This is a genomic window from Alteromonas sp. ISO5 (genome assembly GCF_058105165.1).
In genome coordinates, this window is sequence record NZ_CM176572.1 from 5,048,391 (window position 1) to 5,073,103 (window position 24,713).

Consider the following 24,713-nt stretch of genomic DNA (forward strand, 5'->3'; position numbering starts at 1 on the left):
CATGAATCAATTAGATACAAAATTTGGGGAATATGGCGGCATGTACGTGCCTGAGCTGCTAATCCCCGCGCTCGACCAGCTTGAACAGGCCTTTCTGGAGGCTAAAGACGATCCGGAATTTAATGCTGAGTTCATGTCACTTCTGAAAGATTATGCAGGGCGTCCAACGTCGATGTTCCTGACCCGTAATCTGGTGTCAAACCCCAACGTAAAACTGTATTTAAAGCGTGAAGATTTACTTCACGGCGGTGCTCATAAAACCAATCAGGTATTGGGTCAGGCACTACTCACCAAACGGATGGGTAAAACCGAAGTCATCGCCGAAACCGGTGCCGGACAGCACGGCGTAGCAACGGCGCTGGCGTGTGCGTTACTTGGGCTGAAAGCGCGTATTTACATGGGCGCGAAAGACGTTGAGCGACAATCGCCTAATGTGTTCAGAATGCGTTTAATGGGCGCCGAGGTGATCCCGGTGGACTCCGGCTCAGGCACCTTAAAAGACGCGGTAAACGAAGCGCTGCGTGACTGGTCTGCCAATTACGACAAAGCCCATTACCTGCTCGGAACGGCAGCGGGCCCTCATCCGTTCCCAACCATTGTACGCGAATACCACCGCATGATTGGTGAAGAAACCCGGGCGCAGATCCTTGAGAAAGAAGGTCGTCTGCCAGATGCCGTAGTCGCCTGTGTGGGCGGAGGCTCCAATGCTATCGGCATGTTTGCTGACTTTATCGATGAGCCATCCGTTCGTTTAGTAGGCGTAGAACCAGCCGGTAAAGGCATTCATACCAAAGAGCATGGTGCCGCCATTGGTAAAGGCACTAAAGGCATTCTGCACGGTGCCTATACCTATATTATGCAAAACCCGGATGGACAAATTGAAGAAAGCTACTCGGTATCTGCCGGTCTGGATTACCCGGCGGTAGGCCCCCAGCATGCACACCTTGCCGATATCGGCCGGGCCGAATATGTGTCGGTAACCGATGAAGAAGCGCTCAACGCTTTTCAGCTACTGGCCCGTAAAGAAGGCATTATCCCTGCCCTTGAGTCCTCTCATGCGCTGGCCTATGCCCTAAACATGGCCGATGAAGCTGAAGAAGAAACCGTTATTGTGGTGAACCTGTCTGGCCGGGGCGATAAAGATCTTGGTCACGTAATTAGTATTTTAGGAGACCAGATTAATGGATAGATATGCAGCCATGTTTGACCGTTTAAACGAACAAAACGCTGGCGCGTTTGTGCCTTTTGTGATGGTCGGTGATCCGGACATTGAAACCTCAGAGAAAATCATCACACAATTGATTGAAAGCGGCGCCGATGCGTTAGAACTGGGCATCCCGTTCTCTGATCCGGTAGCCGATGGCCCCACCATTCAAAAGGCCAGTATTCGTGCGCTGGAAAGCGGTGTTACGCCCGCCTCTTGTTTTGAATTACTCAAGCGCATTCGGGCTAACCACCCGGATATCCCCATTGGTTTATTGCTTTACAGTAATCTGGTACTGGCTAAAGGCGTGGACGGCTTTTATGCACAAGCCGCCGATGCCGGTGTGGACTCGATCCTGATTGCTGACGTGCCCATTCGTGAAGCCAAGCGCTTTATCGATACGGCTAACGCTAACGGCATCAAGCAAATTCTTATCGCGCCACCAAACGCCACCGATGCCACCTTTAAAGCCATTGGTGACTTATCCGCTGGCTATACCTATTTGTTGGGCCGGGCTGGCGTAACCGGGGCAGAAACGGCTGCCACAATGCCGGCTGCGTCATTAATTGAACGCCTCACCAGCGTTAATGCAGCGCCGCCCCTGCTCGGTTTTGGGATCTCAAACCCTGAACAGGTAAAACACGCCATTGAAAGCGGTGCGGCCGGAGCAATTTCTGGGTCTGCCACCGTTAATATTATTGCGCAAAACCTCGAGGACGAACCGGCCATGCTGGCTGCACTCGGTCAGTTTGTGTCAGAAATGAAAGCCGCCACAGGGAAGTAAGCCATGTATTATATGATTTGTGCCACCGACAAGCCCGATACCCTGGCCGAACGCTTAGCTGCTCGCCCGGCGCATCTGGCTCGCCTTAATGAATTAAAAAACAACGGTCGCCTGCTAATAGCCGGCCCTTTTCCGGCCATCGACAATGAAGACCCTGGCAGCGCCGGATTCACCGGCTCGCTGGTGGTGGCAGAGTTCGCCAGTCTGGAGGATGCTCAGGCGTGGGCCAATGCCGACCCGTATATCGATGCGGGGGTTTATCAGGAAGTTATCGTTAAACCCTACAAGAAAGTATTACCTTAATCCTCCCTTCTGTTGCGCAAAGCAAGCACAGGCTTTGCGCTCTTCTCCCCCGGTGGTACTATAATTATAACCTTATAGCGCATCGTAGTGTTGCCTGACCTTAAATTGTGCCCTGGCGCTCGGGATGAGCCGCAGCACAATTCAGACAATATTCAGCCTGACCGGGTTATCCTGCTAATAATAACTAATGATTGGGTAGTACCCAACGAGTGGAGTGACATGTTCAAAAGCGTTGTTACCGGTGTATTGCTTGTGATGCTGACCCTCTGTGCTCCTGGCGCAATGGCCCAGCAAGACAAACAAAAGCCCGTGAAAAATTCGACCCAGGCGGCACAACAGGCCAAACGTCATGTTGAGGGTCGGGTGTTGAAAGTCGATCCGCAAAAAAGCTCGTACCGGGTAAAAATGCTAAAAAAATCGGGCCGGGTTGTCTCTCTCGATGTGGACAAACGGTCTGGTAAGGTTAAACCCAGCAAGCGCAAGGATGATAATTAGTGAGAATATTAGTCGCAGAAGACGATAGCCGTCTGCTGATGCAGTTAGATAGTTTGTTCCAGCAACAGGGATTTAGCGTTGATTTAGCCGATGATGGTGAAAAAGCGTTATTTCAGCTAAAAGAAGTGAATTACGATTTAGCAGTCATTGATATTGGTCTGCCTAAACTCGATGGTTTCGATGTCATTCGTCAGGCTCGTAGCAGCGATGTCAGCACCCCCGTACTGATCCTTACTGCCCGCGACCGCTGGCAGGAAAAGGTTGAAGGCCTGGATGCCGGTGCCGACGATTACCTGACCAAACCTTTCCATAACGAAGAATTACTCGCCCGGGTCAAAGCACTGATCCGCAGAGCTTCGGGCCAGGCCAGCTCGACCATTGAATTCGGTCCGGTAGTACTGGATATGCAGGCCAAAGAGATCCGCGTGAATGCCCGCGCCCTCGATCTGACCGCCTATGAATACAAAGTGATGGAATACCTTATGCTCCATCCGCAAAAAGTCATTTCCAAAACCGAACTCACCGAGCATATTTATGATCAGGACTTTGATCTCGACAGTAATGTGATTGAAGTGTTTGTCGGTCGCTTGCGCCGCAAACTCGACCCCGAAGGCACACTCAAGCCTATCGAAACGCTCAGAGGCAGAGGCTACAGAATAAGCCGCGAACTGGCTCAGGATGTCAGCGGCAGCTAATCGATGCCTAATCTGTCGCTGCGGCTACGCAGTTTACTTATTGCCATACTCGCCCTGGGTATATTTATTCCCGTTACCGTGTTAACGCTTTCCAAGGCGTATACCTCCAGTTTGCTACAGGCTAAATACAACGAACTAAAGCTGATGAACCTGGCGATGATTTCGGTCTTTGAATTTGAAGGCGGTGAAAGCCTGATGCCGCAAATGCTATACGATGAGCAGCTTAACTTGCCTGACTCAGGATATGTGGGTGCTATTAGCATTAATAATCAACTGGTATGGCAATCCGCTTCCAGCGTCTACACCGTCTTTGAATCGCTGATGGCAACGCCGGCTATCGGCAACGAGGTCTTTATTCCTCGCTATACACTGGACGATTCCGGCAGTGAGTATTTCGCCTACGCTTTTACGGCTGAGTTCGATAATGGCGAACAATATATCCCGGTGAGTTTTTACGTATTTAACGACCGGCGGGATTTTCTGCACGAACGTAATGCCTTTCTACGTTCGGTCTGGCAATACCTTGGCGCCCTTGGGGCCGGCCTGCTGGTTGTACTGATTATTGGCATGAATACCTTGCTCAAACCAGTGCGCTTACTGATTGGCGAAATACAACAGGCCAGTGGTGGCAACCAGACCCAGCTGACCGAAGATTATCCACCGGAGTTTACCCCGCTTAAGCAAAGCATTAACCAATTGCTGGCTGGCGAAGCAGAACAACGGGAGCGTTACAAGAACAGCCTGGGCGATTTGGCTCACAGTCTGAAAACACCCCTTGCAGTGGCCCTTGGTACGGCTGCTCTGCCCGACTCCGCCAGAGAACCTCTGCAGCAAATTGACGCATTAATTAAGCGCCAGTTAAAGCGCGCTTCTGCGGGTGCTTCTGCATGGAGTCAGGGTGAGCCGGTAATGCCGGTGGTAAAGCAGTTAATTGCCGCGTTGAATAAGGTTTATCGCGATAAAAACCTGAGCCTCAGCGCGACCGGCGATGACGGGTTGTTTTTTGGCGATAAAACCGATTTGATGGAAATTCTCGGCAACCTGATGGATAACGCCTGTAAAGCGGCACGCAGCAAGGTGGTGGTTTCCATCAGGCAATTATCACGACAGACAGAACTCCACATCGATGATGATGGCCCGGGGATCCCCGCAGAGCAAGTTGAACGACTGCTTAACCGTGGGCAACGACTTGATGCCTACACCGATGGTCAGGGTATAGGGATGGCCGTTGTGACCGACTTACTAACGGCCTACGAAGGCAAGCTGACGATTAATCGCGCTTTACTCGGCGGCGCCAGCGTTATGATAACTTTTCCTGCTCCTCGCTAACGGATTAACCGTTTGCCTCGTCGAGTACCACTTCACCATCGCTGGAGAGTAAAATGGCCAGCCAGCGACTTTCTTCCCGAGACTCCAGTGCAATCTTCACAATCATGGTCAGCGGCACAGAAAGTAGCATGCCTACACTGCCCAGCAACCAACCCCAGAAAATTAATGAGAGGAATACCACCAACGTGGACAACCCCAGACCACGCCCCATAAAACGCGGTTCAACGACATTGCCCATTACGGTATTAATGACAACGAAGCCCAACGCCACCAGCCCGGCTTCACCGCCGCCGTATTGTACCAGAGCCATTAATACCGCAGGTACCGCAGCAATAATAGAGCCAATATTGGGGATATAGTTAAACAGGAAAGCCAGTACGCCCCACAACAGAAAGTGGTCAACGCCCAGGATATACAACCAGGTGCCGGCAAGCAGACCTGTCACCAGACTGACTACGGTTTTAATTGCCAGATAGCTGTTGACCGACTGGATAAAACGGTCGATGTGATGCATTTTCATTTGCGGATCGGAAAGCGCCACATGCAGACGCCTTGGAATGCCCTCAGCCTCAAACAGCATAAAAATAACGGTTAACAGGATCAAAAACAGATTAGAGAGCACGCCTCCCATGCCACTTAAAAAGTTTGTCACCATCGACATGGCCATCCCCGGATCGAGATAGGACACAATCAAATCTTTATCCACATGGATATTAAAACGCGCGAGCTGATTGACTACCCAGGTGAACTCGCCAGAGAGTTTCTCGCGGTACTGCGGCATATTTTCCCGGAATTCTGCCAGGGATTGCCCCACTAATCCCGCCAACATAAAACCAAATACCACAATTAACAGTACAACCAGAGTAATAGACAGCCAACGTGGGATACGGTATTTCGACATCCACAGAATTAAAGGCCCGCAGGCTATAGCGATAAAGCCGGATAAAAAGAACGGTACCATAATGGTACTGGCGGCTTTAATACCGGCCAGAATGACAATCAGGCTGGCAAAAATCAGCAGGGCTTTAGCGGTTGGTGACAGAGTTGACATAAAATACTGGTTTCGCAGGCAAAATGTCACGCTACCAGATTTAACCCGAATTAGGTAGCCCTCGAAGCAAAGGCCTGATGTAATTAGTGTAACGGAGCGTGTATGCAAATTTTTATTACCGGCGGTACAGGGCTAATCGGGCAACGTCTGATAGCCAGACTGGTCCCTGAACATTACATCACGGTACTCAGCCGTTCTGAGTCAAAGGCGCGCGCCACCCTGCCTGCTGCAGTATCCATTATCAAAAATCTGGACGCTATAACGAACTTTAATGACTATGATGTGGTCATTAACCTAGCTGGCGAGCCGATTGCAGATAAACGCTGGACCCGTCAGCAAAAACATCAGATTTGCCAAAGCCGCTGGCAACTGACTAGCACGCTGGTTACCAAAATCAATGCATCCTCTTCCCCACCGCATACATTTATTTCAGGCTCTGCAATTGGTTACTATGGTCGTCAGGGCGACAAACCGGTGACAGAAAGTAACACTCAGCCTCATCAGGAGTTTACCCATGAAGTCTGCCAACGCTGGGAACAGATAGCCGAAACCGTTAAGCAACACTGCCGTGTATGCCTGCTCCGCACCGGTGTGGTACTGGCCGCTAAGGGCGGCGCGCTCGATAAAATGCGCCTGCCTTTTAAGTTAGGTCTTGGCGGCCCGATTGGTAGTGGTGAGCAATACATGTCATGGATCCACCTCGACGATATGGTGGCCGGCATTTGCTTTTTGATAACTCACACCCAGTGCAGCGGTCCATTCAATTTAACCGCTCCGCAGCCCGTCACCAATAAGGCATTCGTTAGCGCTTTTGCCAACGCCCTTAATCGCCCGGCGTTTATTCCCATGCCAGGATTTGCCTTAAACATTATCATGGGTGAAGCGGCAGAGATGTTGCTTACCGGGCAACGGGTTATTCCGCAGAAGCTACTCGATGCAGGCTTTGAGTTTCAATTCGACAGTATCGATAAAGCATTCGCTACGACAGAAAGTTAAACTAGCAGGCTCATTACTATAATCATCACGCCAGCCAACAAAGGAAAAACCAGATAGTAGCCTGGTCTCAATAATATTCCAGCCTGGGTGATCGCATATGTAAAAGTGAAGAGCGCCCATTGTAACAGCGCAAATAGGTCAAATAGTATAATTAGGGCTATAGTTGGCAGTGAAAAGAACAAGCAGTAGCCTATTGCCTGCACAGTGATTTGGTAGCGCGCTTTTGGTAATGACGCGATATAATATACGAGTTTTTCCCTTAATTTTTGTAACTCCAGAAATTTTGTCGCTGCAACCACTCCCAGCACAAAGGCCAGAAACAAACTGACTGGTGCTTTGGCGCTGATATCTATTTGCCTTACAAAGGTGGCCCCGATAACGAGGATAAGCAAAACCACCACAGCTCGAAGTAATGTAGGTTTGGTATGGTTTATGTCCTGCTGCAAAAACAAACGCCAGAACCCTTGCGGTAATCCGGCTAGGGATGGGGTCGGCAAGCGGAGCATGCGTTCAACCAAAACTGCCACCGCCAGTCCCAGCAAACAAAGCCAGGGAGAATGCACATTGGCGGTAAAGGGCATAGCAATCAATGGCAACAAACCTAAGCTCAGCCAGGGCTTTACTGGTCCCATCGCACTCTGGCAATAGTAAAGCGTAAACACCAGTAAGCCAGTCACCGGGTAAAGCTGCGTCACCGAAACCCACAGCTCGCCACTGAGTAACTCGGCAAAGTGACCATACACCATGGCCAACAGTACCGCAGCGGGCCCGATAACAAATACGTTAGCCGCATAAAGCAATAATCCCAGCTCGGTAGTACCTCTGCACCATACTGACACAGGTAATGAACGGTCATACAGGGCATACTCTGCCGCCGCCAACGCCTCCTTTTGCATAGCGATCCAGCAATAGGCCAGTAGCAGATAACCCCACAAGGTGTAAAAGAAACTCTCTCCCTGGGAGTCTTTATCAGCCAATACTCCCAAAGCGAGCAAAGGTAAGAGTAACAAGGCATAAAGCGCCATGGGGAAGAGCGCTACAATACCACTACTGACCTGGGTCAGACTTTCCAGCCACTGCTTCAGAGCGTGCTGGTAGAGCTGGCGCCGAAACTGCCAGTAATTCACTTGTCATGTACTCCGCCGGCATCCAGATGCAAATGGCGCACGTTACTGTTGCCAGCAAACACCTGCGGCTCATGACTGGCAATGATTAATTGCCCGGCATAAGTTTCAAAGCAATCTTCCAGCGCGCTGCGTGTTTGGTCGTCGAGCCCGTTGGTAGGCTCATCCAGTAACAGTAAATCAGGCGTGTGCATCAGGGCGAGGATCAGACTGAGCTTTTTATAATTGCCAAGGGAGAGATCTTCCACCCGGGTATTGAGAAAAGGGGTTAAGCCAAAAGCAGTCACCCAACGGTAATCGGCCCAATGGCAATCCGGCACACACTTGAACTGACGCCCGTGGAACGCGAGCATTTCGTTTACCGTAAAGAAGCCCGGCAGATTCACTTTGCTGGCGCTAATGCCGATTTTACGGCGCATGGCAATATCTGCAACGTTTTGCTGATTAAAACTCACCACACCCTGACTGGGTGGCAGAATGCCGGCGGCAATCAACAGCAGAGTGGTTTTTCCTGAGCCATTCGCACCGGTGAGCACAACACGGGATTCAGGCAATGAAAGGGTTAACGCCCTGAAAAGGGTTCTGGCACCAAAATGGTGGCTGACCTGCGCAAAACTCAACAACGAATGATTCCTTATTAAACGCCCGAAGCCAGGGATTCGGGCTAAACTTGCCTTATACCATTTTACGCAATAGTTGCCCGGTATTGAGCCGCAACAGACGATAACATCCTATGCCGCCTAATACACCCACAACCAGTGCGCCAACCAATGGCGCAATAACCCAGTATTCCCAGTGCATGGAGGCCTGCATATCGAAAATCCGACTTTGTAGTAAATACAAACTGACTTCATTGGCCATCGCCGCCATTAACCCGGCAACCGTACCGATAATCAGAAACTCATTGATCACACTGAAGCGGATCAGGCTCCCTCTGGCACCGAGCGTTCGCAGGATGGCAAGCTCCTGCTGACGTTCGTCCATGCTGGCCTGCACCTGGGCAAACAGTACCAGCGAGCCGGCAATCAATACCAGTACCAGGATGAACTCAACCGCCAGCGATACCTGGTCAATGATGTCCCTGACCTGATTAATTCTGGCATCCACGTCAAACAAGGTTACCGAACTGAAGGGCTGCATTAACGCGGTAATATCAGCCTTACGCCCCCCATCAAGGTGGAAACTGGTGATGTAGGTTGCACTAAATTCCTGCATTGCTGCCGGATGTAACACAAAGAAAAAATTAGGCTGCATGGTTTGCCAGTTCACTTCGCGAATACTGGTTACCCGGGTCACTACAATTTCGCTGCCAACATTGAAAGTGAGTAAATCATCCAGGGCGATGTTTAACCGTTGGGCCACACCTTCTTCTACCGATACCGGATAGATCTGCTGCCCTTGTGCGGTGAGATCGTGCCCCGCGGGCTCCCAGTTTTCATGCCACTGCCCCTGTACGACCGTATTTTCGCGCTGTAGCCGGTTACTCCAACTCAGGTTAGCTTCCCGACCCAAACCACGACGGCCTTCGCTTTGCTCCGGATCCTCTTCTTTGCTGACTTCGGTATTTACCCGCTCGTCATTCACCGCCACAAAACGACCACGCACCACGGGATAAAACTCATCTACCGTGACCTGCTTTTCTGCAAAATGGTTTTCCAGCGGTATTCTTTGCGCCTCGGTAATATTGGCCATGAAATAGTTAGGCGTATCCACCGGTAACTGCGCCCGCCACTGGGCAATCATATCGTTGCGCATGACCAGTACCACCAGCAACAACATAACGGTTATTGAAAAGCTAATCAGTTGCACGCTGTTGTCCATGGCGCGCCGCCGAATGCGCGCCCAGGCTAATTGCCAGGCACCCATTGCGCCTTGCCCCAGACGTCGGCCAGCAGCAATCAGGCCAAAGGTAACACCCAACAGGGCAACCACCAGCAAGACACCTGAGCCAAATAAAATCGCGCTGATTTCCAGATCCCGACTGTACACCCACATAAGCAGAAATATAGCGCCGCCTGAGGCGCCAAACTGCAGCCCTCTGGAGCTCAAACCGGCATCCATATCTCGGCGCAGCACACGAAGGGGCGGCACCGAAAACAGACGCAGAAGTGGATAGAGTGAAAACAATACGGCACAGATTGACCCGGTCAGTACCGCTATAAACACCGGCCGCCAGTGCCACACATCCAATGACACATCGACCTGCCCGGCCAACGCCGTAACCACCAATTGCTGAATAATCACACCGGCTATAATCCCAATGACAATGCCCAGTACTGTGATAAATAGAATTTGTAGTACATACACCCGCCGGATCATTTGTTTGGTGGCGCCGAGGGTCTTAAAAATAGCCACCGGATCGAAGTGGCGCTGACTATATCGTTGCGCGGCGACGGCAATAGCAACCGCAGCGAGCACGATAGCTAACAGGCTAGCCAGCAGAAAGTAACGTTCAGCACGGGCAATAGAACGGCCTATCGCAGAATCATCATCCCCCACCCGTTGCCAGCGATGTAATTCATCATCAAGCTTCGGTCTTAACCAGTCGTAGTATGCTTCAATTTGTGAATTTTCACCGGCAAAATAAGCTTTATATGTTACTCGGCTGCCCGGTCCGGTAATGTTAGTTCGCGCCAGATCCTCCAGCGCAATGAGCACCATGGGGTCAGTATTAAACACACTGAAACCCTGATCGGGAATTTCTGCCAGAACCTGGCTAACCGTAAACTCGCCGTCGCCGATATAAACGGTATCGCCAATCTCCACATCGAGGAGCTGAAACAATCTTGAGTCGATCCAGACTTCCCCCGCGGCAGGCGACATATCGGTTGCAGTTGTTGTGCCAAAAGGTTTGTCGGCAAGCTGAATCTCGCCCTTCAAAGGATACTGCGGACTGACGGCCCGCAAGTCCACCAAAGACATATTCTGCTCACCAAAAGCCATCGACCGGGTGCTAACCTGTTCGGCTGTGGCCAGCCCTTCAGCCTCAGCCTGACGCGTCCATTCCTCATTAATAGGCTTACGTGAACGCAACTGACTGTCGGCGGCAATAAACTGTGAAGAGCGCTCTACCAGTGCGCCCTGAAGCCGCTCACTGAATAACGACAAAGACAGTACGGCAGCGACCGACAGAATAATTGCAAACAGGATGATGGTTAGCTCACCCCGCCGGGCCTCATGCTTAAATAACCGCCAGGCCAGATTAACTACCATATGCACGACCCTTTTCCTCGGTGGCCACCGATGTTACGGTAATTTCACTCAGTTCGCCGGCTTGCATTTGTAATTGCCGTTCGCATTTCCTGGCCAGTTCATTATCGTGGGTCACCAGTACCAGTGTGGTGCCGATTTCGCGGTTGAGATTAAACAGTAAATCCTCCACTTTCACGCTATTCGCGGCATCCAGGTTACCGGTTGGCTCATCGGCAAACAGAATTTTAGGCTGGCCGATAAAGGCCCGTGCAATGGCCACACGCTGTTGTTCACCACCAGACAATTGGTTGGGATAATGATGGGCGCGGTGACTTAACCCCACTTGTTCGAGGATTGCCTGAGCGCGTCTGTGCGCATCGGGCAGTCCGGCAATCTCAGCCGGCAACATAACATTTTCAATGGCCGTCAGGCTTTGCACTAACATAAAGCTTTGAAAGATAAATCCGACCTTTGCGCCGCGCAGTCTGGCCCGCTGCTCCTCGTCCATGGTGTGCAAAGGCGAGTTGTCGAGGAAAATTTCGCCGCTGCTGACTTCATCCAGTCCGGCCAGTAAGCTAAGCAGTGTGGATTTTCCGGAACCCGACGCGCCGACAATAGCAATAGACTCCCCGGCCTTGACTTCAAAGGAAATAGGCTGAAGGATCTGAAGCGAACCTTCACTCGTAGTGACTGTCTTAGTGATGTCTTTGGTTTGAATCATATGGGAGCTATTGTCGTTTTGATTTGTCATCGTTTATTCCGTCGTGGACCCACTCTTAAGTGGATAAAAACACTGGTATTATTAATACCTTTTACGCTGTTTTCAGATCACCTTCTGGCACAATCAACTACCCCTCAACCGGTCAGCCAGCAAAGCAGTCCTGCGGCATCTGATACCCGCCTGCTTATCCTTGGTGATAGCCTAAGTGCCGGCTATGGACTATTGCAAGCACAAAGTTGGGTTAGTTTGTTACAAAATATCTGGCACGACGAGCAGCGCGGGATTGATGTGATAAATGCTGCGATTAGCGGCGAAACCACCGACGGCGGGCTGGCCAGGCTTCCCCGATTACTTGAGCAACATCAGCCTACTCATGTGTTAATAGAACTCGGCGGCAACGATGGGTTACAGGGCCATAACGTAACTAAGTTGCATAATAACCTGACGCAAATGGTGCAACTGGTAAAAGATTATGGTGCTGAAGTGTACCTGCAGGATATGGAAATCCCTACCAACTATGGCCGACGCTACAACCAGATGTTCAGCAACACCTATGAGCAGGTAGCAGATGCCGAGGCTATCCCCTTGATTCCGTTTTTCCTGCAGGACATCGCGCTCAATGAATCACTGATGCAGCGCGACGGTATTCACCCGAATGCTGAGGGCCAGCCACTTATCGCCGATTTTATGTATCAGCAACTCTCCCCCTTCATCTTTGCTAAAGGGGACGAATAGTCGCATTTTTGCTAATTGCTCCTATACTAAGCTATTAGCCTGTGTTTATTTTAAGGGGGAAACGATGGAAATTGGACAGTCACCCGTAGACAGTGCGTACTCGCAACCGACACCAGCGCCAGCAGAGCGTAGCGAGACACCGCGTCAGGAACGCCTCGAAAGCAATCAGAGCGACGCCCCGGCGCCAACCACGCAATCGACTTCTCAGCCTAGCACCACCGGCTCAGTGGGCCGTAATGTCGATACTTACGCCTGAGGCAACAAATACATTTGCTCAAACTCCGCAAGCGGTATGGGTTTGCTGTAATAGAACCCTTGTACCCGGTGACAACCGAGTTGTTTGAGTAATTGTTCCTGCTCTGGGGTTTCAACGCCTTCGGCCAACACCCGCAGGTCGAAGTTTGACGCCAGATCAACGATGGATTTTACAACCCCGGCTCCCTCGCCAAGCTCAAGTTTAGAGGTAAATTCGCGGTCAATCTTGAGTTTATCCACGGGCAGTTTGTCCAGGTAAGCGAGGGATGAGTACCCGGTGCCAAAGTCATCAATGGCCACGTGAAAACCTAATTCACGTAGCTTCGACAAAATAGCACTGGCCGACTGAAAATTTTCGATGATCGCACTTTCGACGATTTCCAACTCAATATTCGACGGCTTGATTTGCTGCAGCTGAAGTTCTTCGGTCATTCGCATAAGCAGTTCGTTATCGGCCAAATCCAACGCAGAAATATTGAATGACAGGAATAAATCCCGATCTGCCTGCTCCCAGCGTTTAATGATGCCAAAGGACTCTTTCACCAACCAACCTGTGACCAAACGGATGGCCCGGGTTTGTTCAGCCACATCAATAAACACCGCCGGTGTCAGAAAACCTTTTACCGGATGATTCCAGCGCAATAACGCCTCAGCTCCAACAACTTCGCCACTGGCACTGTCGAGCTGAGGCTGCAGGTATAACTCAAGTTCATTATCAACAATCGCCCGTTTCAGTTCAGCTGCAATGGTTAAACGGGAGCTGGCCTCCACCAGAATATTCTGGGTAAAGAAAGCCAGTGCTGCACCACCGGCTTGTTTGGCTTTATACATGGCGGCATCGGCACGCACCAATAAGTCCTCGCTGCTGGTCGCATCTTCCGGGAAGCAGGCAATGCCTACGGACCCGCCCACATTAATCTCCTGCTCACCCTCCAGGTAAAAAGGTTGATTCATTTCAGCTATAAGTTTGCGGGCCAGCACTTCGAGCTCTTGCCGTTGCCGGTATTCCTCAATCAGCAGAACAAATTCATCGCCGCCCATTCGGGCCAGAATATCAGACGCCCGCAACTGCGACAGCAGACGCTCAGTGACCATTTTAAGCAGTTCATCACCAGCTGCATGGCCAAGGCTATCATTCACTACCTTGAATCGGTCGAGGTCGAGATAGAGTAACGCGCATTGCTGGTTGGAACGTTTACTGCGTGACACCGCATGCTGAAGATGCAACTGGAACTGCACGCGATTGGGTAGACCGGTTAAAGAATCATAATGCGCAAGGTGTTCAAGCTTTTCTTCAGACTGCTTTAAATTAGTAATGTCAGAAAATACGCCAAGGTAATTGATCACTTCACCCTGATCATTTTTCACGACCGAAACACTGAGTAACATGGGAAATACAGAACTGTCTTTACGTCTGTTTAATACTTCGCCACGCCAGAAACCTGACTTAGTGAGAGTCATTACCATAGTTTGCCTAAACCTCTCATCCAGCAACCCCTCTCCGAGAAAAAAAGGAGACCGACCAAGCACTTCACTCTCAGAGTAGCCGGTGATTTCGGTAAATGCCGGGTTGACCGACACAATCTGGTTATTAACGTCGGCGACGATTATCCCTTCCAGACTGTAATTAAATACCTGCTGGCTTAATTCCCAGCGTTTTTGATACTCGAACTGCTCAGTCATATCGATTACCAGCGAATAAAGTAAGCGCTGACCGCCACTGTCCACTGGGGTATTAAACACCTCTACATCCCTGACTTCACCGGAAGCCAAACGATGCTTTACGCTAAATGTTGTCGACTGTTGCAAAAGTGCCTGTTTAACCTTCGACATAACGGATTTTTGTTCCGGAGCTTCTAGATCCAACATGGTCTTACTAGAAAACTGCTGAGCACTGTATCCGTAATAACTCAATGCGGCGTCATTAGCATCCAAAATATTCCCACCATCATCGACAATTAGCATAACCACCGTATGGGCGGAGAAGAACTGGCGGAACTTCTCCTCTGAAGTGGCCAGGGCTTCGAGCTTTTCCTGCTCCAGTAATGAGTTGTTAAACCTGAGCTGCACAATATAAAATGCGATTGCACTAATGATAAAAGCCATTAACCACAACACCGGGTGTAACTGAAAAGACACCCAGCCCTCAGCAGGTTGCGCCGCTAGATGCCATTCGCCGTAGGGCAGCTGAATTGATAACTCAACAGGAGCAGTCATTGGTTCACCTTGTTGGCTGCGAAAGATTTCAGTCAGATCTCCAAACTCATTTCTGCCGGTGATAAGTAAGTCAAGCTCGTTGTCGTCGATAAAGCCGGCTTCGCTTAACACTCCCTGATAATCAAGCACTACTGAGATAATCCCCCATACGCCCTGATTATTGATTACCGGTAATCGCGCAATAAACCCCACGCCCCCCTGCACCAGTTCCACTGGGCCATCCAGCACTGGCGAACCGGTATCAGCCGCCGTAAAAGCCGACTCCCGCTGCTCTTCATTTACCCGATAATCCAAACCTATCGCTTTTTCGTTACCTGCGACCGGGTATATCAGGTTCACCACAAATCCTCGCGCCCCGGCAATGTTTATGATGTTGTTGTGCTGTTCCAGCAGGCGACTCATGTACTGGCTAAATCCGGTCTGATCAATTTCCGGATTCAACGATATGTATGCGGCGGCCCCGCGGATAAGTTCGATATTAGTGTAGAGTTCAAACTCCAGATTAGAACGTAGCATCCCCAACTTTTGGGTGACCTGGTTAACCTGTTCTTCCCGTTGCCACTTGCTGGCCAGAAAATCAGCCACCATGGTAACCGAGACGACCAAAGTAAATACGCCTAAAAATAGCCAGACAGGGCGATGTTTTTGTTGAGGGCTTTTTTGACTACGCAAGACAATCCTAATTCAAATAAACGAAGTCATTTAACCGTTAGTCTGCCTTCACTCAGGCGAGGCAATACTGGCTAAAAAAAACACAAAAAGAGAGTTATCCCTAGCATAGGACAACTTGCTGTAGTTTGCTGATATTTTTTTAGAAATCCAGCGAGACTTAAACTAACCGGCAGGCCCGTTAGCGATCAAATCTCTCCCGATGAATCAGGATCAACGTTTTTTGCTTGTCGCTCGATACGAACGTATAAATATTCATTAGTCTTACTTTGTGGAATCAGTCAGGCATATGAAAGCAGCGCGTTGGTGTTTGATGTCATGGGGACTTCCTGCTTGTGGCTGGGTGCCCTGATGACCCGCCACTGCTTGGCTGGATTGCCATGGGAATTAAGCTCGTCTGTTACGTTGCCGCACAGCGAATCATATATCTCGGACAAGGCCTGTCTCCCAACCTCGATTAATCCTCAGTATACAAAAAAGCCGGTAGAATCATACCGGCTTTTACCATCACCTGACAATGCTAGCGAATATACTGTGACGCCTGCGCCGACTCGGCCCGCTGTTGATAACGGTCGCGAAGCTTAATTTGACGTGATGTCACCTCCATCATTTCACCGTCAATGATCACGATTTCCGCGGCCTCAGTCACTTCCAGCGGATCGCCACTCCACACCACTACGTCAGCTTTGGCTCCGCGGGTGAGCGTACCCTGTTGATCAGGCAGGCCAAAAATGCGCGCCGGATTAACCGTGAGGGCCGCCATAGCGCCTTCCCACGACATGCCAAATGCCACGGCATTGCCGGCATGTTGGGTAGCAAGACGGATATTGTGGGTTTCCATTCCTATCGCTACCATGACACCGGCAGCTTCCAGACGCTGAGCATTGGCCAGCGTGGCACCAAGCTGCTCGAAGCTACCGGGCAAATTAAACTCAGGGTCAATGATCACCGGAATGTTAGCGTCAGCCAGTTCCTCGGCAACTCGCCAGGCTTCCATCCCGTTAACCAGTACGACTTTAATATTGGGGTAGCGCTGTTTAAAAGCGATAATCTGGCGAATGTCCGCCGCCCTGTCGGCAAACATCAGTAAAGGCGTTTCACCATTGACCACCGGTTTTAAGGCTTTTACATCCGCCCGGCTGTTTAAACCATGCCATTGTGAGGATGGACTCAATTGCGCTGCAGTACTTACCTGCATGGCCTCACTGATGGCTTCTTCCAACATCACCCACAGCGCGGCTCTCGATCCGCCATTGCTGTCGGCTCCGCTATTCCCTACATTCACCGCGTTAAATGCCCGGGGTTTTAGTACCGAGTCGCCGGCACCAGATAACGTAATGACAGCCCCCTGCCCGTAAAATAAACTGTCACTATGAGAGATGCCGCTGACCGCTGACGTAATGCCTTCAACGCGACTAATGGCAAGCAGGCTGGAATCCGGGTTTATCGCATAACTGACATCAAAGGCTGCACCAGTAGACGATACCGGATTTGATGACACCGAGGAGTCCACGGTGCCGGCAGAGCTGCTTACTTCGACCAGTCCCAACTGCGTATACGCACCAATCAGTCCCGGTGTCACATACTTACCGCTGGCATCAATGGTCTGGTACCCATCAGGCACCTCAGAGGAGGCACTGACCGACACAATTTCATTACCGTCAATCAATACGGTAGCAGTTTCAAGCGTCCCCTGATCGCTGCCGGTAAACACCTTACCGCCAACAATAGCCAGTTTTTCAGCAAAGGCGACACTGCTTACGGTTGCCAGCAGGCAGATCGTTAATAAAGACTTCATTTGATATCTCCTTCGCCAACCTGCCCTAATTCAAAATCAGCCACCGGCCATGAAGTCGGATCGTTAAGATCGAACGCCAACCCGCCGTCGATGTACACTTTGTCTGCTCTGGCGTAAGTGGAAAACGGATCAGCACTCCACAGCACTAAATCGGCATTTTTTCCCACTTCCAAAGAGCCGGTTTTATCAAAAATACCCAGCGATTTGGCCGGATTAGCGGATAACCATATCCAGGCCTCTTCCTGACTGATATCGATACCGGCGCGGCGGCCATCAGACCATGCCTTAGCGGCCTCCTGGTTGAGACGCTGAATGCCTAAATCACTGTCGGAATGAACTATTGCACAAGCGCCGGCCTCGTGAACCATAGGTATATTTTCACGGATGCCGTCGTAGGCCTCCATTTTAAACCCCCACCAGTCAGCCCACATGGCTGAACAAACGTTATTCTCGGCCAGAAGGTCACCAATTTTGTAGGCTTCTACACCATGCTGAAAGGAGTAAATCTGATAGCCGAATTCTTTCATTACATCCATCATCACAGCCATTTCATCGGCGCGATAACAGTGCATGTGAACGCGGATCTCGTCTTTTAACACGCCCATCAGGGTATCGAGGTTTAAATCGCGCTTAGGCGGTGTTGGATTTTTTCCCGCCTCATAATCGGCTTCGTAACGTTCCCAGGCACGCATGTAGCTCTCAGCATCGGCCCATGCCTGACGATAACCGGCTACGTTCCCCATACGGGTGGAAGGGCCACCTTTTTTGCCATAAACCCGTTTCGGGTTTTCACCACAAGCCATTTTCAGACCATAGGGGGCATCGGGAAACTTCATTTCCTGCATGGTACGATTCGGGACATTTTTCAGCACTACCGAACGGCCACCAAACAGGTTGGCAGAACCAGGTAAGATTTGCAGAGCAGTAACGCCTCCGGCCAACGCTCGGCCAAAGCCAGGATCCTGAGGCCACACCGAGTGCTCAGCCCACACATTCGCGGTAACCGGCTTAACCATTTCGTTACCATCCGAATGAGAATGGGTAGATGGATTTGGGTAAACCCCTAAATGACTGTGTACATCAATGATGCCCGGCGTTACCCATTTGCCGCTACCGTCGATGACCGTTGCTGTTGTCGGCACATCCAGGTTCTCACCGATTGCGGCTATTTTACCGTTGGTAAAATACACCATGCCATTATCAATTTTATTACCGATGCCATCTAAAATAGTGACACCGGTGATCACCGTTGGCGCACCAGGTAGCGGGGTATACTGACTGGGGAATGGGTTTTTATCGATGGTCACTTTCGGTGACTGCTCAGCTTGATCTGCTTTGTCTTCTGCACACGCAGAAAGCAGCAAAGCACAGCAACACGCTGCAGTGATAGCTAACTGCTTAAATGTAGTTGTCATGCATTACCTTTCTTTTAATTGTTGTCATTTAGGTGCCACACCCCATCAAGGTTTTGTTGAGAAACGATGAGATGGGATTGGATTAACGGTAGCGAATCGAAGAACAAGGTACAAGTAGGAAACGTTATTTTGCTGCGGCAGCAGATTGTTGCAGCACCTTGACAATTTCGTCGGCTTTTTGCAATCGGCGAATATTATCGAACAGGACTTCGGCCTGGGGATACTGGCGCTTAAGATAGCCGCACCATTGTTTCAGGCGATTAGGATAGTAACGGCCTTTGTCACCGTAGATTTCGTAACCGGAATAATCTATGAGTAACTGCGCTAACTCCGGCCAGCTCATCGGTGGTTCGTTGTCACGAATATGTCGGGCCAGATTAGGCATAGCAAGTGCCCCGCGGCCAATCATCAAATCGCTGCAACCAGACAGCTCCTGGCAACGTTTGGCATCATCATGAGACCAGATTTCCCCATTGGCAATTACCGGTAAGCGGGTGTGTGCGCAAATTTTTCTAATATAATCCCAGTACGCCGGCGGACGATAGCCCTCGGTTTTAGTCCTGGCATGAACCACCAATTCAGAGGCACCGGCTTCATCAATAGCGACTGCATTGTCGATAGCCAGCGACTTATCCTCAAAACCGAGACGTATTTTAGCCGTTACGGGCAAATGGGCTGGAACTGCCTCTCGCACGGTTTTAACAATATCGTGTAACAACTCGGTATACTGCAATAACACCGCACCACCTTTACTTTTATTGACCGTTTTGGCCGGACAACCAAAGTTTAAATCCACTCCGGGCGAACCGAGCTCAACCGCAGTTAAGGCATTTTCTGCCAGCCACTGAGGATGCTGGCCCAAGAGCTGTACGCGAACCGGCACGCCACAGGGCGTTTTTCCCCCCTCGTGCAATTCCGGACATAAACGGTAAAAGGTTTTGTGAGGGAGTTTTTGGTCAACGATACGCACAAATTCTGTTACGCACAGATCAAAGCCGCCTACCCGGGTAAGCATGTCGCGCATTAAATGATCAACAACGCCTTCCATCGGCGCCAACAAAACTCGCATAGTGTTCAGTATTTAAAAAATAAGGGGGCGGATTTTAGCAGAACATTTGGCCGCTGGCATCAGAATTGGTGCTTATGCCCTGAGCGCAGAGCAAAGCGTTTCTCGCACCGATCTAAAATGGCGCGCCGCGCTGTAGCATCGGCACTGTGCCAACCGGTGATTTCCTCAATATGACGCTGACACCCCAGACAAATGTCCTCAGGATCAAGGCAGCAGTTGCCAATACAGGGCGATGTGGCAATCGCCTGTTCAACAGGAACTCTGGGTGTGAGTTTTTTCATTATTTGAGACCTGTTCCTCGGTAAACCACAGGCAGACATAACAGCCAAACCGGGCGTTAAGTTTAGCAAAAAAGTCTGCTTCATTACTGGCTTCATACCTGACCAGCCTTTGCCCTACCCCTTCATACAATAATGCAACGTAAACCATGACATCCCCGCTACGCGTTAAGCATAGCGAGGAGTATACATTTAGACGTCTAGAAACCCAAACATCCAGACGTCGATACTCGATCGTTTATCACATTATTTCAATAAATGCTGTAAAGCTCCCTCTACAGCCGCCACCTGAGCACGGTTACAAACTTCTGGCGTGGCTGAAGGACTGTCCGGATACACTTCCGTAGTAGAACAGTAGGTTGCATTATTAAACCCGCCGCATAAGAAGAGTTTTCTCTTGTCGTAGCAGATTACGCCTTCAGAGGGTACCTCAGCACCAATAATCAGGCCGTTTTCGTCTGTGGGAGCAATATGGGTAATTTTCTTTACTTCGTTAATAATTGCTTGCTGCAATGGCAGATTAGGCGCCTTGGCATCCGCTACCAGATAAAAGCCGTCGGGTATTTCCCAGGCTTTTTGCTCAATGGCATCACGGGCCGCCAATGCCGGGCGGAACTCGCTGTTATCCGTATCCGTGGTTTCGTGCAGGTCGATGTGCAACAAAAACACTTGTGGCATTGCGCCAATAAAGTCCATAAGTAACTTTGATTCAGGGGCTGGCGAGTCAGGATAAAAGGAACGGTTCGGATCGATAGCCAGCGGATCCCAACGGTTAATCGTTTCATATCCCCACGGACTCACACAGGGCACCACTATCAGGTTGATTTTATCGGCATACGCCTGACTATATTCCCGCGCAAATAACAAAGCACCCTGCACGCCACTGGTTTCATAACCGTGGACTCCGCCGGTCACTAGCACCCATGGCGCATCAGCCAATGGCTGGCCGGGTACCAATGCAAATAACGGATAGCGGGCTTCATCATAGGGTAAGGCACCATACTGAATCACAGAAAAATAATCCGGCATGTCATCGAGTTGACTGAGCACTTCTTCTGCGTAACTGCGTTTAACCGACTGCGCGGCGAACCATTGTTTTTTTTCTTCTTCTCCCCAGGGCTGACCTGGCGTGCCGATAGGATACATTCATCACCTTTTTACTAGTAAATTAACGAATGAATTGTAGCATGATTGCAGAACGGATGAAGTGAAGGCAAATTGCGCACTAGTCAGGACGTAGCCTGAGAGCGCATAAGAAGCATCAGCAGAGATAATAATTGCGCAGCCTGAATAAAGGCTTCTCACGCCAAAGCGCACGCATAAAAAAACCAGCCGATTGGCTGGTTTTTCTATATGGCGTCCCCTAGGGGATTCGAACCCCTGTTACCGCCGTGAAAGGGCGGTGTCCTAGGCCTCTAGACGAAGGGGACAAAAAATCGTTTCGTAAAGCTTCGCTTTACGGATTTTTTGTAAAGGCGAAGTTAGCCAGCGAACTGAGCGACCTTACTTAAGACCTTTGCAAAATGATTTTAGTCCTGAAAGCGTTTCAGCTTCCGGCCTATCTCACAGTATTAACCGACTGTGACGCGATATAGATGGCGTCCCCTAGGGGATTCGAACCCCTGTTACCGCCGTGAAAGGGCGGTGTCCTAGGCCTCTAGACGAAGGGGACAAAAAATCGTTTCGTAAAGCTTCGCTTTACGGATTTTTTGTAAAGGCGAAGTGAGCCAGCGAACTGAGCGACCTTACTTAAGACCTTTGCAAAAAGATTTTAGTCCTGAAAGCGTTTCAGCTTCCGGCCTATTTCACAGTATTAACCGACTGTGACACGATATAAATGGCGTCCCCTAGGGGATTCGAACCCCTGTTACCGCCGTGAAAGGGCGGTGTCCTAGGCCTCTAGACGAAGGGGACAAAAAATCGTTTCGTAAAGCTTCGCTTTACGGATTTTTTGTAAAGGCGAAGTGAGCCAGCGAACTGAGCGACCTTACTTAAGACCTTTGCAAAAAGATTTCAGTCCTGAAAGCAATTCTGCTTTCGGCCTATTTCACAACATACATCATGAAAAGAAATTTGGTGGAGCCAGGCGGGATCGAACCGCCGACCTCTTGCATGCCATGCAAGCGCTCTCCCAGCTGAGCTATGGCCCCAAAATTGTGTTACGGTAGTCAGTGACTTTGTCGGTGACTGTTCCGTGACAGCGGGGCGCATTCTAGATAGCACGCCCCATCATGTCAACGCTTTTTTTAGGAATTTTCTCTGTTTGCTATAAAAGTGAGCGCCTTGTTTATTCTCTCAACAATTTTGCCCTGAGATAACAGATTTAACGTTACATCCAGCGACGGAGAATTACCGCTGCCAGTAGCCGCAACGCGCAGTGGCATACCCACTTTGCCCATGCCTACGCCCAATTCTTCTGCCGTATCATTAATTGCAGCCTGAATGGTTTGCGGATTCCAATCACTAATTGCCGCAAGTTTTTGCTGTACCAGCGCCAGCGCTTCTTTGGCTACCGGGCGTAAATGCTTTTTCGCAGCATTGGCATCAAACTCTTCATAGTCCTGATAGAAATATGCACTAATTTGCGCCAGTTCTTTTAACGTTTTCACACGGTCGGCCTGAATGGCGATCACATCGGTAAGTGCAGGACCATTTTCCAGAGCGATCCCCTGCTGCTCAAAATGCCAGGTGGCATGACGGGCAACTTCCTCTGCCGGCAAACTTTTAATGTAGTGTTGGTTTAACCACACCAGTTTTTCGGTATTAAATGCAGAGGCCGACTGACCAATGGCATCCAGGCTAAATAACTCAATCATTTCCTGTTCAGAGAAGATTTCCTGATCGCCATGGGCCCAACCAAGGCGCACAAGGTAATTCTTAACCGCTTGTGGCAGGTAACCGTCATCGCGATATTGCATTACACTAACCGCACCATGACGTTTGGATAGCTTTTTACCGTCATCACCTAAGATCATGGAAACGTGCGCGTATTCAGGTACTGGCGCGCCCAGTGCCTTTAAGATGTTAATCTGGCGCGGCGTATTATTAATGTGATCTTCGCCTCGAACTACGTGAGATATGCCCATATCCCAGTCATCCACCACCACGCAAAAGTTATAGGTGGGTGTACCATCGGAACGCTGGATAATCAGATCATCCATTTCTGTGTTGCTGATTTCGATTCGGCCACGGACGTGGTCGTCAAACACCACACTCCCGTCCAGCGGGTTTTTAAAACGAATAACATATGGCTGACCTTCGGGATGATCCGTACGATCCCGCCAGGTCCCCGGGTAACGAGGTTTTTCACCATTTTCTTTTTGCTGTTCACGAATAGCATCCAGCTCTTCTGCCGGCATGAAACATTTATACGCCTTACCTTCATCAAGCAGCTTTTGAATGATGGCTTTATAACGGTCGAACCGCTCTGTTTGATAGTACGGTCCTTTATCCCAGGTTAAACCTAACCATTCCATGCCATCCAGAATTGCTTGTTTGGCTTCTTCGGTGGAGCGTTCTATATCGGTATCTTCGATACGTAATACAAATTCGCCGCCCTGACTCTTAGCATATAGCCAGGAATATAATGCGGTGCGTGCACCACCGACGTGAAGATACCCCGTGGGACTGGGTGCAAATCTGGTAACAACCGACATGAATAATCTCTACTGTTAAAGGTGTTTTTCAAAGTGCGCGCATTTTACCAGCCATTGGGCTGTGCCACAAAGTGGCGATGCTATTTTTCTTGCAGACGAAATGAATTGTTCGCAAAATAACCTTTTCGGTTACTTTGTCATCAAACAGACACGGTTGTGTAATTTTTTCCATTTTTGTTGTTGACAGTTTCATTACCCTCTCTATAATACGCCCCACTTGCCGAGCACGGCAGGTAGCAAAGAAAGAGGACGCTTAGCTCAGTTGGGAGAGCATCGCCCTTACAAGGCGAGGGTCACTGGTTCAAGTCCAGTAGCGTCCACCACTTCTTTCCTAGCGAAAAATCAAAAAATTAGGACGCTTAGCTCAGTTGGGAGAGCATCGCCCTTACAAGGCGAGGGTCACTGGTTCAAGTCCAGTAGCGTCCACCATCTCTCTTTTCAAGTTCAAAAAAATAATTAACCAAAAAAGTATTAGTATCGTTCACTGGTTCAACACCTTCGTTGCGAGTCACAGCAGACGTCCACCATCTCTCTTTTCAAGTTCAAAAAAAATTATCCAAAAAAGTATTAGTACCGTTCACTGGTTCAACACCTTCGTTGCGAGTCACAGCAGACGTCCACCATCTCTCTTTTCAAGTTCAAAAAAATAATTATCCAAAAAAGTATTAGTACCGTTCACTGGTTCAACACCTTCGTTGCGAGTCACAGCAAACATCGGCATCCTTTT

General features: G+C 49.9%; 21 protein-coding genes and 6 tRNA genes. 11 read left to right on the plus strand and 16 right to left on the minus strand.

Features of this window, described 5'->3' with window-relative positions; all coding sequences use genetic code 11:
* Window position 1: 1 nt before the first annotated feature.
* From trpB to AC2T0J_RS22870, 6 genes are all read left to right on the plus strand, one after another.
* Window positions 2–1,189, plus strand: coding sequence for a tryptophan synthase subunit beta (gene trpB, locus AC2T0J_RS22845; RefSeq protein ID WP_489808015.1), 1,188 nt, complete (start codon window positions 2–4; stop codon window positions 1,187–1,189).
* The gene (gene trpA, locus AC2T0J_RS22850) at window positions 1,182–1,988 is read left to right on the plus strand and encodes a tryptophan synthase subunit alpha (protein WP_489808016.1); all 807 of its coding nucleotides are present in this window, start codon (window positions 1,182–1,184) and stop codon (window positions 1,986–1,988) included. The genes trpB and trpA overlap by 8 nt, the downstream gene beginning before the upstream one ends.
* 3 nt (window positions 1,989–1,991) lie before the next feature.
* Window positions 1,992–2,291 (plus strand): YciI family protein, encoded by a 300-nt coding sequence (locus AC2T0J_RS22855; protein WP_489808017.1) that lies wholly within the window; start codon window positions 1,992–1,994, stop codon window positions 2,289–2,291.
* A gap of 219 nt (window positions 2,292–2,510) precedes the next feature.
* Complete coding sequence (locus tag AC2T0J_RS22860; RefSeq protein ID WP_105934524.1) at window positions 2,511–2,786, plus strand: PepSY domain-containing protein; 276 nt, start codon at window positions 2,511–2,513, stop codon at window positions 2,784–2,786.
* A complete protein-coding gene (locus tag AC2T0J_RS22865) occupies window positions 2,786–3,481 on the plus strand; it encodes a response regulator transcription factor (protein WP_489808018.1) in 696 nt (231 codons plus the stop codon). The genes AC2T0J_RS22860 and AC2T0J_RS22865 overlap by 1 nt, the downstream gene beginning before the upstream one ends.
* 3 nt (window positions 3,482–3,484) lie before the next feature.
* On the plus strand, window positions 3,485–4,810 hold the full coding sequence (locus AC2T0J_RS22870) for an ATP-binding protein (protein WP_489808019.1): 1,326 nt from the start codon (window positions 3,485–3,487) through the stop codon (window positions 4,808–4,810).
* 4 nt (window positions 4,811–4,814) lie between these two features.
* On the opposite strand, the gene AC2T0J_RS22875 is transcribed toward AC2T0J_RS22870, so the two are convergent.
* Window positions 4,815–5,861, minus strand: a complete 1,047-nt coding sequence (locus AC2T0J_RS22875; RefSeq protein WP_489808020.1) for an AI-2E family transporter — start codon at window positions 5,859–5,861, stop codon at window positions 4,815–4,817.
* Window positions 5,862–5,963: 102 nt separating this feature from the next.
* On the opposite strand from AC2T0J_RS22875, the gene AC2T0J_RS22880 reads away from it, so the two are divergent.
* Complete coding sequence (locus AC2T0J_RS22880) at window positions 5,964–6,857, plus strand: TIGR01777 family oxidoreductase (RefSeq protein ID WP_489808021.1); 894 nt, start codon at window positions 5,964–5,966, stop codon at window positions 6,855–6,857.
* Here AC2T0J_RS22880 and AC2T0J_RS22885 read toward each other — a convergent pair.
* Genes AC2T0J_RS22885 through AC2T0J_RS22900 form a run of 4 tightly spaced genes read right to left on the minus strand, consistent with a single transcriptional unit; the run spans window position 6,854 to window position 11,894 of the window.
* Window positions 6,854–7,984, minus strand: coding sequence for a DUF6136 family protein (locus AC2T0J_RS22885; protein WP_489808022.1), 1,131 nt, complete (start codon window positions 7,982–7,984; stop codon window positions 6,854–6,856). The two genes, AC2T0J_RS22880 and AC2T0J_RS22885, sit on opposite strands and share 4 nt — an antisense overlap.
* Window positions 7,981–8,601: an ATP-binding cassette domain-containing protein gene (locus AC2T0J_RS22890; protein WP_489808023.1), complete on the minus strand. Its 621-nt coding sequence runs from the start codon at window positions 8,599–8,601 to the stop codon at window positions 7,981–7,983. Before AC2T0J_RS22890 ends, AC2T0J_RS22885 begins: the two co-directional genes overlap by 4 nt.
* 55 nt (window positions 8,602–8,656) lie before the next feature.
* Window positions 8,657–11,194 (minus strand): ABC transporter permease, encoded by a 2,538-nt coding sequence (locus tag AC2T0J_RS22895; protein ID WP_489810393.1) that lies wholly within the window; start codon window positions 11,192–11,194, stop codon window positions 8,657–8,659.
* Complete coding sequence (locus AC2T0J_RS22900) at window positions 11,184–11,894, minus strand: ABC transporter ATP-binding protein (protein ID WP_489810394.1); 711 nt, start codon at window positions 11,892–11,894, stop codon at window positions 11,184–11,186. Before AC2T0J_RS22900 ends, AC2T0J_RS22895 begins: the two co-directional genes overlap by 11 nt.
* On the opposite strand from AC2T0J_RS22900, the gene AC2T0J_RS22905 reads away from it, so the two are divergent.
* Window positions 11,895–12,629: an arylesterase gene (locus AC2T0J_RS22905; RefSeq protein WP_489808024.1), complete on the plus strand. Its 735-nt coding sequence runs from the start codon at window positions 11,895–11,897 to the stop codon at window positions 12,627–12,629.
* Window positions 12,630–12,693: 64 nt separating this feature from the next.
* Window positions 12,694–12,885, plus strand: coding sequence for a hypothetical protein (locus tag AC2T0J_RS22910; RefSeq protein ID WP_489808025.1), 192 nt, complete (start codon window positions 12,694–12,696; stop codon window positions 12,883–12,885).
* Here AC2T0J_RS22910 and AC2T0J_RS22915 read toward each other — a convergent pair.
* From AC2T0J_RS22915 to gltX, 11 genes are all read right to left on the minus strand, one after another.
* A complete protein-coding gene (locus tag AC2T0J_RS22915; RefSeq protein ID WP_489808026.1) occupies window positions 12,876–15,773 on the minus strand; it encodes an EAL domain-containing protein in 2,898 nt (965 codons plus the stop codon). The genes AC2T0J_RS22910 and AC2T0J_RS22915 overlap by 10 nt on opposite strands.
* A 517-nt stretch (window positions 15,774–16,290) precedes the next feature.
* Window positions 16,291–17,568, minus strand: a complete 1,278-nt coding sequence (locus tag AC2T0J_RS22920; protein ID WP_489808027.1) for an amidohydrolase family protein — start codon at window positions 17,566–17,568, stop codon at window positions 16,291–16,293.
* Complete coding sequence (locus AC2T0J_RS22925) at window positions 17,565–18,983, minus strand: amidohydrolase (protein ID WP_489808028.1); 1,419 nt, start codon at window positions 18,981–18,983, stop codon at window positions 17,565–17,567. Before AC2T0J_RS22925 ends, AC2T0J_RS22920 begins: the two co-directional genes overlap by 4 nt.
* A gap of 124 nt (window positions 18,984–19,107) precedes the next feature.
* Window positions 19,108–20,052 (minus strand): tRNA dihydrouridine(16) synthase DusC, encoded by a 945-nt coding sequence (gene dusC / locus AC2T0J_RS22930; protein ID WP_489808029.1) that lies wholly within the window; start codon window positions 20,050–20,052, stop codon window positions 19,108–19,110.
* A gap of 59 nt (window positions 20,053–20,111) precedes the next feature.
* Window positions 20,112–20,333: a DUF1289 domain-containing protein gene (locus tag AC2T0J_RS22935; RefSeq protein ID WP_489808030.1), complete on the minus strand. Its 222-nt coding sequence runs from the start codon at window positions 20,331–20,333 to the stop codon at window positions 20,112–20,114.
* Between the two features lie 243 nt (window positions 20,334–20,576).
* A complete protein-coding gene (locus AC2T0J_RS22940) occupies window positions 20,577–21,476 on the minus strand; it encodes a M14 family metallopeptidase (RefSeq protein WP_489808031.1) in 900 nt (299 codons plus the stop codon).
* 208 nt (window positions 21,477–21,684) lie between these two features.
* A tRNA-Glu gene (locus tag AC2T0J_RS22945) sits at window positions 21,685–21,760 on the minus strand.
* A 166-nt stretch (window positions 21,761–21,926) separates the two neighbouring features.
* Window positions 21,927–22,002: transfer RNA gene (locus tag AC2T0J_RS22950), tRNA-Glu, on the minus strand.
* A 166-nt stretch (window positions 22,003–22,168) separates the two neighbouring features.
* A tRNA-Glu gene (locus AC2T0J_RS22955) sits at window positions 22,169–22,244 on the minus strand.
* A 160-nt stretch (window positions 22,245–22,404) separates the two neighbouring features.
* Window positions 22,405–22,480, minus strand: a tRNA-Ala gene (locus AC2T0J_RS22960).
* Between the two features lie 96 nt (window positions 22,481–22,576).
* Window positions 22,577–23,986, minus strand: coding sequence for a glutamate--tRNA ligase (gene gltX, locus AC2T0J_RS22965; protein ID WP_489808032.1), 1,410 nt, complete (start codon window positions 23,984–23,986; stop codon window positions 22,577–22,579).
* Window positions 23,987–24,233: 247 nt separating this feature from the next.
* On the opposite strand from gltX, the gene AC2T0J_RS22970 reads away from it, so the two are divergent.
* Window positions 24,234–24,309 (plus strand) — tRNA-Val (locus tag AC2T0J_RS22970).
* A gap of 30 nt (window positions 24,310–24,339) precedes the next feature.
* A tRNA-Val gene (locus tag AC2T0J_RS22975) sits at window positions 24,340–24,415 on the plus strand.
* Window positions 24,416–24,713 lie beyond the last annotated feature (298 nt).